Below are 11641 nucleotides of genomic sequence, written 5' to 3'. Positions count from 1 at the left end.
GTCATGACGGGCTTTTTCTTTTTGACGAAGAAGCTAGGTTTCTTCAAAGTTCAATACTATTTTAAAATAAAAACGTCAATATGCAATGATGAAAAGTTTGAAAATTTTTATGATTAATCAATCAGAATTTTTTAAAGATTGTGTCCAAGCGAGGATAAATTTGTTAAAATAATTATGAATCCGTTTTCTTGACGATTTTGCTATAATAGCGGTAAGATGAAATTGTCACACTTTATTCAAATTTGAGATAGTTGCATCTATTAACATTTGAATGAATATTGTGACACAAAAAGGGAGGGTTGTTTTAAGCGGTAAGTTCGTCTTCTTTCCACTGGGAGAAAAAAATAAAACAGGGGGAAACGTGTATGTCCACGAATCGAGAGTTTTTTTACCGTAAGTTGCACTCTTTATTAGGCGTCATACCAATCGGCGCATTTCTGGTAGTTCACTTGTTGGTAAACTACCAAGCAGTTTATGGAGTTGAGCGTTACAATCAGGCAACTCAATTTATGACAAGTTTACCATTTGTGTACGTTTTGGAAATTTTCTTGATTTATTTGCCGATCCTTTTCCATGGGATTTATGGCCTCTACATTGCATTTCAAGCGCGCCACAATACAACTACATATGGCACCTTCCGTAACTGGATGTTTCGCTTCCAACGGATTACAGGTGTGATTACGATCATCTTCATTGCGTGGCACGTTTGGGACACGCGTGTCCAAGCGATGTTGGGTGCGGAAGTGAATTATCAAATGGTAGCTGATATCGTTGCCAATCCGTTAGCATTGATCCTTTATATCATCGGAATCGTTGCAGCAGTATTCCACTTTGCAAATGGTTTATGGGCGTTTGCAGTAACGTGGGGAATTACGGTAACACCGAGATCACAAGTTATTTCCACATACGTAACATTAGGCATCTTTGTAGTAATCACATTCGTAGGTGTTCGAGCGATCTTAGCATTCGTTTAGACAAATAGAAGGAGTGTTTCGTTATGAGTAAAGGAAGAATGATCGTTGTCGGTGGAGGACTGGCTGGTTTAATGGCAACTATCAAAGCTGCAGAAGCCGGCGTATCGGTTGATTTATTTTCCGTAGTACCAGTTAAACGATCTCATTCCGTATGTGCGCAAGGCGGGATTAATGGAGCTTTAAATACAATGGGTGAAGGTGACTCAACGTGGGAGCATTTTGACGACTCCGTTTATGGCGGGGACTTCCTTGCTAACCAACCACCTGTAAAAGCGATGTGTGATGCTGCACCTGGAATTATTCATTTGTTAGATCGTATGGGTGTTATGTTTAACCGTACTGGCGAGGGGATTTTATCATTACGTCGCTTTGGCGGAACACAACACCACCGTACAGCTTATGCAGGTGCAACAACAGGTCAACAGCTTTTATATGCATTAGATGAACAAGTTCGTAGACATGAAACAAACGGATTAGTGACGAAGTATGAGGGTTGGGAATATTTGAGCGCAGTGATTGATGATGATGGGGTTTGTCGCGGAATCACAGCTCAAAACCTAAGTACATCAGATATTCAAGTGTTCAAGGCAGACTCTGTTGTTCTTGCAACAGGTGGGCCAGGAATTATTTTCGGAAAATCAACAAACTCAATGATTAACACAGGTTTCGCTGCAGCTTCTGCTTATATGCAAGGTGCTTACTATGCAAATGGTGAATTTATCCAAATTCACCCGACAGCTATCCCAGGCGACGATAAGCTCCGTTTGATGAGTGAGTCTGCTCGTGGTGAAGGTGGCCGTGTTTGGACTTATAAAGACGGTGAACCATGGTACTTCCTTGAGGAAAAATATCCTGCGTATGGTAACTTGGTTCCACGTGACATTGCAACACGTGAAATCTTCGACGTATGTGTGAATCAGAAGCTAGGTATTAATGGCGAAAATATGGTTTATCTTGATCTTTCTCATAAGGATCCAGAAGAATTGGATATTAAACTTGGTGGAATTATGGAAATCTATGAAAAATTCATGGGTGATGATCCACGTAAAGTACCAATGAAGATATTCCCTGCCGTTCACTATTCAATGGGCGGACTTTGGATCGATTATGATCAGATGACCAATATCCCTGGTTTATTTGCAGCAGGAGAAGTTGACTATTCTCAACACGGTGGAAATCGTTTGGGTGCTAACTCTTTACTTTCTGCGATTTACGGAGGTATGGTTGCTGGTCCGAAAGCCGTTGAATATATGAATGGCCTCGAGAAATCAGCTGAGGACATTTCTTCCACGGTATTTGACGACCAATACGAAAGAGAGAAAGATCGATTTGAAAAGATCTTATCTATGGATGGAACAGAAAACGCCTTTAAATTGCACCAAGAGCTTGGACAACTCATGACTGATAATGTCACAGTTGTTCGTGAAAATGACAAACTACAAAAAACAGATGAGAAGCTTCAAGAGCTCCTTGAACGTTATGAAAATATTAACATTCAAGATACAGCTCGCTGGAGCAACCAAGCTGCTGCATTTACAAGGCAGTTAGAAGGGATGATTCACCTCGCGCGCGCGATTACACAAGGGGCATTAAATCGTAATGAAAGTCGCGGGGCTCACTATAAGCCAGAATTCCCAGAGCGTAATGATGAAGAATGGTTAAAGACGACGAAAGCAAGATTCGACCGAGAAAACAAAGCACCAGAATTTGAGTACGAAGATGTTGACGTTTCTTTGATTACGCCTCGAAAACGTGACTATACATCGAAAAAGAAAGCGGGTGCTAAGTCATGAGTGACAACAAAGTAATTCGACTCATCATTAAACGAAAAAATGATGTGAATTCACCTTCGTACGAGGAAACCTTTGAAATTCCTTATCGTAAAAATATGAACGTCATTTCTGCGCTTATGGAAATCCGACGTAATCCAGTCAATGCAAATGGTGAAGAGACAACCCCTGTTGCTTGGGATGCAAGCTGCCTAGAAGAAGTATGTGGGGCGTGCTCGATGGTAATTAATGGGGAAGCTCGTCAGTCGTGTACGGCACTTATTGATCAACTTGAGCAGCCTGTACGACTCGAACCAATGAGTACATTCCCAGTTGTAAGAGATCTACTCATTGACCGTAGTCGAATGTTTGAGTCTTTAAAGAAAGTGAAAGCTTGGATCCCGATCGATGGAACATATGATCTCGGGCCAGGTCCACGCATGGCTGAACCGAAACGACAATGGGCCTATGAATTGTCTAAATGTATGACATGTGGTGTTTGTCTTGAAGCGTGTCCGAACGTAAACAGTAAGTCTGACTTCATGGGGCCAGCGCCGCTTTCACAAGTCCGTTTGTTCAATTCTCACCCAACTGGAGAAATGAACAAAGCTGAACGTTTGAACACAATTATGGATGATGGCGGAATTACAGATTGTGGAAACTCGCAAAACTGTGTTGAAGTATGTCCGAAAGGCATTCCGCTTACTACATCAATTGCATCTCTTAACCGTGAAACGACGATTCAATCATTTAAAGATTTCTTTGGAAGTGACAAAATTTAACGAAGCCTCACTCCAAGCGAGGAGGCTTCTCCTCGCGAGTGATTATGAGTGAGTATTCATTCATAATATATTGTCTTTTTAAAAGGATCTTTTCGTAAACGATGTGCTTTTTGACAAACTCATAGAAACGAAAGGTGACGATTTGAGATTGGTTAAATGTAATCACATCCACTGTTTCTTTCGCTCCTGACATTGATTCCGTTATTCGCTTCAAAAAGGCTGTTTTTGAACTTTTTGCGGACATGAGTTCTGCTATTTGTAAAAAATCGCCCTTTATTGCATGCAAAAGTGAGGGTTAACGGAACATATGCAGCTAGAATAAAAAGTGGACTCCCCTTTAACAGAATTGGTAATACTGAGAATAATAAAGGAGGAGTTCCCTATGGGTGAACATCGTCAACGGTATAACGAAGAATTTAAAAAGCAGACAGTTCGCTATGTCCAGGAACAAAAGAAAACGGTATCTGATATGGCCGAGGAGTTAAAGGTACCAACAAGCACTTTGTACGAGTGGATCGCTAAATATCGTGAATTTGATAATGAACCTATTGTATACGATGAGCGAATCCAACAGCTAGAACAACAATTGAAAAAGAAAGAACGTGAATTGAAAGATAGGGAAGAGGAATTAGCTATCGTAAAAAAGGCAGTACACATCTTCAGTCGACCAAAAGTGTAAGGTTTCAATTCATTGAGAACCATCGCTCCGAGTTCTCAGTGGTGAAGATGTGTAAAGTGATGAACGTGTCTCGGAGCGGTTATTTCAACTGGAGAAACCACCAACCAAGCCGACAAGAACGAAGGAAAAAAGCGATCCAAGAACGAATTTTATTTCATTATTACGATTCGAAGAAGATATATGGTGCCCCAAAAATTACCCACTTATTGCGCCAAGAAGGCTACAACATTATTGAAAGAACAGTGGGCCTATATATGAATGAACTTGGTATACAATCGACAGTTATCAAAAAATTCAAAGTAAGCACAACTAACTCAAATCATAATAACCCTATCGCTCCAAACACGTTGAATCAACATTTTACAACCACTGCCCCTAACAAGGTTTGGGTTTCTGATATCACCCAGATTCCTTGTCGTGAAGGGAAATTATATTTAGCGAATATTCTCGACCTATATACACGTGAAGTTATAGGATGGCGCCTGTATGGACATATGACGAACCAACTGGTTCTCGATGCGTTGAACGATGCCTATCAAAAGAAGCGACCAGGTAAAGGCTTAATTCATCATTCCGACCGAGGAACTCAATACGCTTCTAATGAATACCGCGAAAAATTAGAAGACTACGGCATGGTCGCTAGTATGAGTCGTAAAGGAAACTGTTACGACAATGCATGTGCAGAATCCTTTTTCAGTGTTTTGAAAAAAGAGTTGATCCAAGGAAAAAGGTTCAAGACCAAACAACAAGCCTATGATGAGATTTACCGTTATATAGAGTTTTTCTATAATCGTAAACGAATTCACAGTGCGATCGGTTACAATTCCCCAATTCAATGGGAAGAGAAGTTTTACAAAGGTCACTCTGCTTAATGATCCTAGGCTGCCACAGCAGTCTAACCCCTTCTTCACAGTAACTACCCATCAGATGATAGAGCGGGATGGGTCAAGCGGTTTGGGCTTGACGCTTCCGCGGCATCATCTACGCTTTGAAACGTGAAGAAGGTTTAACTCACAACCAAAATCAAAAAAGTATATATTCCGTTATTTGGGTGTCCACTTTCTTGACATAGGTCCAATATGTCCCTCTGAACCCTAAAAATGACGTATTTGGCTGAAATAACGGAACGTATGTCCACGACGGCGAACTAAACTAATTCTTTAAAAAGCAACAATATTTTAGAAAAAGGCCTTTTGAGAAAATAAAACATGTAAAGGGTGGGCGAGGATGAAACCTAGCTATATTGACGAATGGGAAACATGGCTGAGTTCTTTTAAATATCGTTACCCTATTAAGGTTCGCTTTTCAGAAACGGATGCCTTTGGGCACGTGAATAATACGGTTCCGTTCATATACTTTGAGGAGGCAAGGATCAACTTTTTTGATGAAATTGGCCTGAATGCCGTCTGGTTTGACCATAATGTAGAAGAAATTCCGGTTACAGCTGATTTACAGTGTGACTTCATTCAGCAAATGTATTTTCCAAATCAAATTGATGTGTATGTAAAAATAGCGCACATAGGAAGGGCATCGGTAGATCTACATTACTGTATTTGTAATGAAAAACAAGAAACATGCGTAACTGGTCGTGGGACAATTGTACAAATTCACAAACAAACTGGACGTCCCTCAGCGTGGAGAGAATCAACCCGAAACCTGTTCCACCAATGAACTGACTGCTTTATTGAGATCATTCCGTTTCTTTAAGTAGAGGTCTAATTTAAGGTTATTGTACAAAGGTGTAACATCCCTTTTCCTGCTTACATAAGATGTTGGTGACTAAATACCTGCCAAAATAGGAAATCGGTGCAGCCCAGCAGGAAAGGGTGAAACGATTGAGAGAACACGAGTTCAGGCCAAAACCGCTGTTAACAAAACGAGAACGTGAAGTCTTTGAACTACTAGTTCAAGACAAAACAACAAAAGAAATTGCAGAACAACTTTTTATCAGTGAAAAAACAGTACGTAACCATATTTCAAATACAATGCAGAAATTGGGAGTTAAGGGGCGCTCTCAAGCTGTGATTGAGCTCATCCGACTAGGAGAACTAGAAATTTAAACAAAATATTTATTTTGAAAGTCTTCGTTACTCTCTCCTCAACGATTAGTGAATTAAATGGGGTGAGTATCGGAGACTTTTTATATTATGAAGAATTTCACAAGGATGAGGAGGTTGTCTTTTCATGTCGAAAAAGCTGTGTTATCCTAAAAGAGATTTAGATGTCAAGGTGAAAGATAAGGAAAAGTCCTGAGGCTGTCCCTTCACTTTTATGTTGATGTCTGTTGAAAATACTTGTCAAATTTTTTATGGGTGGTAAAGTAGTGGGTGTCTATCTTCTGAACAATCACTTAATAAAAATCCGTTCCTTATGTTTTACTTGGTCAGTGAATACATAAACGTAGGTGGATTGCTTGTTTTAGTAAGTGTTAAATATGTTTCATGAATGATAATGGATGAATCATGAGCATTTCGTACACATTAAACAGATAAATAGGCTTTTTTAACAAGTGATGTTCAGTATTTAGTCATATTAAAAAGATGAAAAAAATGCTATAAGTTAGGAGTGTCTTTCATGGCAGAGAAAACATTTACAATTACAGCAGAAACAGGACTTCACGCACGTCCAGCAACACAATTGGTGAATAAGGCTGGTCAATTTGAATCCGAAGTTACTTTAGAGCATAACGGAAAATCTGTGAACTTAAAGTCAATTATGGGTGTTATGTCGCTAGGCGTAAGTCAAGGTGCTGAAGTTACGATTAAAGCAGAAGGTTCAGATGCTGAAGAAGCAATGAAAGGTATCGAAGAAGTCATCAAGGAAGGACTTGGAGAATAATGAGCCAAACGCTAACAGGCATTGCTGCATCGGCAGGGATTGCGATTGCAAAAGGCTTCCGCCTAGAAAGTCCTGACTTAACAGTGGAAAAAACATCGATCTCCGATGTTGAAGGTGAACATAAGCGCTTAGATGATGCATTAGCGACAGCCAAAGGCGAGTTAGAAAAAATTAAGCAACATACGGAAAATGAAATGGGTGCTGATAAAGCAGAGATCTTTGCAGCTCACCTTTTAGTTCTAAGTGACCCAGATTACTTAGATGGCGTTCGAAACAAAATCAAAGACGAGCAAGTTAATGCTGAATATGCTTTAGATGAAGTTTCCAACTCGTTTATTACGATGTTTGAAAACATGGATAACGAGTATATGAAAGAGCGTGCAGCGGATATTCGTGACGTTTCTAAGCGTGTGCTTGCTCACCTCTTAGGTGTGAAGTTAGCCTCTCTTGCAGAAATCAATGAAGAAGTTGTGATCATCGCAGATGACTTAACACCTTCTGATACAGCACAGTTAAACCGCAATTATGTAAAAGGTTTTGCTACAGATATCGGAGGTCGTACATCTCATTCAGCGATTATGGCACGTTCACTCGAAATCCCTGCAGTCGTTGGTACAAAAGAAGTGACTGAAACTGTTGAAAATGATGTCACAGTCATTGTAGACGGCTTGGATGGCGAAGTGATTGTCGACCCTTCAGAAGATCAAATAAGCACATATAAGCAAAAGCTTGCAGATTTTGAAGAACGCAAAAAAGAGTGGGCGAAGCTTGTCGATGAAAAGACAGAGACAAAAGATGCTCATCACGTTGAATTAGCAGCGAACATCGGTACACCTGAAGATGTCGAAGGTGTTCTAAATAATGGAGCAGAAGGAATCGGTCTTTACCGAACAGAGTTCCTTTACATGGGTCGCACTGAATTGCCAACAGAAGATGAACAATTTGATGCGTACAAAAAGGTCGTTGAAAATATGGGTGACAAGCCAGTTGTTATCCGTACCTTAGATATCGGTGGAGATAAGGAACTTCCTTACCTTGACTTACCAAAAGAATTGAACCCATTCTTAGGTTATCGCGCAATTCGACTATGCTTAGATCGCGATGATATTTTCCGTACACAATTACGAGCGTTACTTCGTGCGAGTGCATACGGGAACTTAAAAGTTATGTTCCCGATGATCGCGACAGTCGACGAATTCCGACAAGCGCGTGCAATTCTTGATGAAGAACGCGAAAAGCTTGAAGGTGAAGGGGTGGATGTCAATCGTGACATGGAAGTTGGGATCATGGTTGAAATCCCATCCACGGCTGCGATTGCTGATATTTTCGCAAAAGAAGTCGACTTCTTTAGTATTGGAACGAATGATTTGATCCAATATACAATGGCGGCAGATCGCATGAATGAACAAGTTTCTTACCTGTATCAACCATACAATCCAGCGATTTTACGACTGATTAAATCAGTTATTGACGCATCGCACGCTGCTGGGAAATGGACAGGAATGTGTGGAGAAATGGCAGGAGATGAAACGGCGATTCCGATCTTACTTGGTCTTGGATTAGATGAATTTAGTATGAGTGCAACATCTGTCTTACCAGCTAGAAGTCAGATCGCAAAACTGACACGAACGGAAGCAGAAGAAATAGCTAATAAAGCGTTGCAACTTGAAACATCTGATCAAGTCGTTAAACTTGTTGAAGAGCGTTCGTTAAACGTTCAATAGTTTTTCTGCCCCAAAGAAAGAAATGAGTGATAAAGGTTGGACCTGATTGTGTCATGCTCGTACAAATCGGTTATAGGCGGTGAAAGTGTGTTAAATCCTTAAAGGATGGCCTGTCTCACCCTAATTTAACCGTACTGTACACATGGCCTCTTCTAGGTACCGACCTTTTTTCACGTTTAGTCGTTCGTCTGCATTTAATATGACCATAGGAAATAGTTGAAATTTTTGCTGAAAACTAAGAAAATGTATGTAACAAATGTAGCTGTACAGAAGGAGGGACGACTATGGCAGAAAACGAAGTGCTAGATAAACAGCAAGTTGCGAACATCGAAAAGTCGTTGCGACGAATTTCTGATATCGTGAAACAAAAAGGAAGGGAAATTTTAAACGAATTTCCGATTACCCCTCCTCAATTTGTTGCATTGCAATGGTTACATGAGTATGGTGATATGACCATTGGTGAGTTGTCATCGAAAATGTATCTTGCGTGTAGTACGACGACAGACCTTATAGACCGAATGGAGAAAAATGAGTTAGTTGAGCGGGTCAAAGATAAAAATGACCGTCGCGTTGTCCGTATTCACTTGTTGGAAAAAGGGGCAACAATCATTCGTGAAGTGATTAACCAAAGACAAGATTACTTGCAAGATGTTTTAGGGGATTTTTCAAAAGAGGATGTTGACTTTTTAGAACGTAGCTTACGTTTTTTGAATGATGAAATGAAGCGGGATGCAGAAACGTGGAAGTCATTTTGATTGAACAGCAAAGATTGAAACAAAGGGAGATTTATTGTGGATAAACCTATTGGTGTGATTGACTCTGGTATCGGTGGCATGACCGTCGTCAGTGAAATCATTCGACAATTACCAAAAGAAGAGATTGTTTATATTGGTGACACAGCGCGATGCCCATATGGTCCGCGTACACGTGATGAAGTGCGACAATTTACGTGGGAAATGATCAATGCTCTAATGGCTCAAGAAATCAAAATGCTTGTGATTGCTTGTAATACAGCAACTGCTGTTGTGTTAGAAGAGGCGAAGGAAATTTTGCCAATTCCGGTCATCGGTGTGATTCATCCTGGAGCGATTGCGGCCTTAAAAGTAACAAACGATGATTATGTCGGCGTCATAGGTACTGAAGGAACAATCCGTAGTGGCGAATATGAGCGAACGCTAAAAGCGATCAATAACCATGTACGGGTAGAAACGCTTGCTTGTCCGCGTTTTGTTCCGCTTGTTGAAAAAGGGGCTGTATCAGGTATGGAAGCGAAGACAGCTGTTGAAGAATCGCTTGCCCCGCTGAAAAACACTGCGATAGATACTCTCGTTCTTGGTTGTACACATTATCCTCTACTTTATGACGTAATTCAAGACGTCATGGGACAAGACGTTCATATTATATGTTCGGGAGATGAAACCGCTCGAGAAGTCAGTTCTCTTTTATATCATCAACAGCTTCTATATATAGGAGATCGTGAAGCGAAACATCAATTTTATACGACAGGTATGTCTTTATCCTTTAAGGAGATCGCAAACCGCTGGTTAGACATTCCTGTAGCGAATGTATATACGATCGCTCTTACGGCGTAGATTGCCGAATGGGTGATCGTTTTTGTGTATTTGGGGAAACAATTAAGAAAAGTGGTCTAAATTTTAGTTAGGCTCGTATACATCATAGTACAACCACCTTAGGAGGGAAGAGTATGCGAGTCAATATTGGACGAAAGCCGGTGTATTTCTTGTTCGGTGTCGCTTTCACCGCTATGATTGCTGTCGGATGTAGCGGAGATCCGACTTCACAATCGTTGGAGGATATCGACCCACCACCGATCGATTATATGGATGAAGATGAAATTGAAGAGAGTGAATTGGAAGAGGGGAATATGGACGGATTAGAAGAAGAATCGGATGAACAACAAGATGGAAGTGACGAAGAAACAGACATCCGAGAACTTTACTTAATTGATCAATATGGCATGGTTGCTCCACAAAGTTTTCCGTTACCGAAAACAGAAACAGATGAACAAGAAGAGAAAATTGAGCAATCCCTAGAATACTTAATGAAAGATGGTCCAATCACATCAATGCTACCAAATGGGTTCCAAGCTGTGTTGCCTTCAGGGACAGAAGTTTTAGACATTGAGAAGAATGAAGAAGGGGTACTCGTTGTCGATTTTTCAGAAGGAATTGAAGACTATCATCCTGATGAAGAAATGCCAATGCTGCAAGCTTTAACGTGGACGCTTACGCAGTTTGAAGAAGTGGACGAAGTAGAAATTCGAATTGATGGGGAAGTAGTCGAAAATATGCCACAAAATGGAACGCCTGTACGAAATGGTCTTTCCCGTGACAATGGCATTAACCTTGAGCAAGGGACTGTGGCAGATGTGACGGCAAGTGACTCAGTGACCGTTTACTTCCTTGCCGAACAAAGTGGTGAAACCTATTATGTGCCAGTCACTAGACGGGTTGAACCATCAGACAACCAGTATGAGACCGTTGTTAATGAACTTCTAGGTGGCCCTGCGTTAACGACACACTTATTAACTGATTTCACAACAGATGTCGAGTTACTCGAAGAGCCTGAGTTATCAAATGGTGTCTTAACGGTTAACTTCAACGATGAAATTTTGAGTCGAATGGATGGAGCAGCGGTTTCTGATCACGTATTAAATATGATTGTATTGTCGCTTACTGAAGATGAAAATGTTGATGAAGTTTCGATTCTTGTAAATGATGAAGAGGAATTGTTACATGCTTCGGGAGAGTGGATTTCCGAGCCAGTGAGCCGACCTGATCAAGTGAACACAGGTGAATTTTAATCTCGGAGCGATTTGAATTTCAATTCGTAAACGATTATGATGTAAAGGGAT

12 protein-coding genes are annotated in these 11641 nt (G+C 40.6%); all 12 read left to right on the top strand.

Annotated elements, in window-relative coordinates:
• The first annotated feature begins 365 nt into the window (after positions 1 to 365).
• On the top strand, positions 366 to 974 hold the full coding sequence (locus tag HNQ41_RS03995) for a succinate dehydrogenase cytochrome b558 subunit (protein ID WP_184663140.1): 609 nt from the start codon (positions 366 to 368) through the stop codon (positions 972 to 974).
• Between the two features lie 23 nt (positions 975 to 997).
• Positions 998 to 2767: a succinate dehydrogenase flavoprotein subunit gene (gene sdhA, locus HNQ41_RS03990; RefSeq protein ID WP_184663139.1), complete on the top strand. Its 1770-nt coding sequence runs from the start codon at positions 998 to 1000 to the stop codon at positions 2765 to 2767.
• The gene (gene sdhB, locus HNQ41_RS03985) at positions 2764 to 3525 is read left to right on the top strand and encodes a succinate dehydrogenase iron-sulfur subunit (protein ID WP_184663138.1); all 762 of its coding nucleotides are present in this window, start codon (positions 2764 to 2766) and stop codon (positions 3523 to 3525) included. Before sdhA ends, sdhB begins: the two co-directional genes overlap by 4 nt.
• Before the next feature lie 382 nt (positions 3526 to 3907).
• A complete protein-coding gene (locus HNQ41_RS03980; protein WP_184663137.1) occupies positions 3908 to 4204 on the top strand; it encodes a transposase in 297 nt (98 codons plus the stop codon).
• A complete protein-coding gene (locus HNQ41_RS03975; RefSeq protein ID WP_184663312.1) occupies positions 4153 to 5076 on the top strand; it encodes an IS3 family transposase in 924 nt (307 codons plus the stop codon). Before HNQ41_RS03980 ends, HNQ41_RS03975 begins: the two co-directional genes overlap by 52 nt.
• A gap of 355 nt (positions 5077 to 5431) precedes the next feature.
• Complete coding sequence (locus HNQ41_RS03970; RefSeq protein ID WP_184663136.1) at positions 5432 to 5875, top strand: acyl-CoA thioesterase; 444 nt, start codon at positions 5432 to 5434, stop codon at positions 5873 to 5875.
• Between the two features lie 164 nt (positions 5876 to 6039).
• The gene (locus HNQ41_RS03965; protein ID WP_184663311.1) at positions 6040 to 6264 is read left to right on the top strand and encodes a helix-turn-helix domain-containing protein; all 225 of its coding nucleotides are present in this window, start codon (positions 6040 to 6042) and stop codon (positions 6262 to 6264) included.
• 514 nt (positions 6265 to 6778) lie between these two features.
• Positions 6779 to 7042, top strand: coding sequence for a phosphocarrier protein HPr (locus tag HNQ41_RS03960; RefSeq protein WP_184663135.1), 264 nt, complete (start codon positions 6779 to 6781; stop codon positions 7040 to 7042).
• Positions 7042 to 8766: a phosphoenolpyruvate--protein phosphotransferase gene (gene ptsP / locus HNQ41_RS03955; RefSeq protein WP_184663134.1), complete on the top strand. Its 1725-nt coding sequence runs from the start codon at positions 7042 to 7044 to the stop codon at positions 8764 to 8766. Before HNQ41_RS03960 ends, ptsP begins: the two co-directional genes overlap by 1 nt.
• Before the next feature lie 284 nt (positions 8767 to 9050).
• Positions 9051 to 9521, top strand: coding sequence for a MarR family winged helix-turn-helix transcriptional regulator (locus tag HNQ41_RS03950; RefSeq protein ID WP_184663133.1), 471 nt, complete (start codon positions 9051 to 9053; stop codon positions 9519 to 9521).
• Positions 9522 to 9557: 36 nt separating this feature from the next.
• Positions 9558 to 10358 carry a glutamate racemase gene (gene racE, locus HNQ41_RS03945; protein WP_184663132.1) on the top strand — a complete coding sequence of 267 codons (801 nt, stop codon included), beginning with the start codon at positions 9558 to 9560 and terminating at the stop codon, positions 10356 to 10358.
• A gap of 113 nt (positions 10359 to 10471) precedes the next feature.
• The gene (locus HNQ41_RS03940; protein WP_184663131.1) at positions 10472 to 11590 is read left to right on the top strand and encodes a GerMN domain-containing protein; all 1119 of its coding nucleotides are present in this window, start codon (positions 10472 to 10474) and stop codon (positions 11588 to 11590) included.
• Positions 11591 to 11641: the final 51 nt, after the last annotated feature.

The organism is Texcoconibacillus texcoconensis, assembly GCF_014202575.1.
Lineage (GTDB): Bacteria > Bacillota > Bacilli > Bacillales > Salisediminibacteriaceae > Texcoconibacillus > Texcoconibacillus texcoconensis.
The sequence above is the reverse complement of the archived record's forward strand: the minus strand, read 5'-3'. Positions and strand labels throughout refer to the sequence as shown.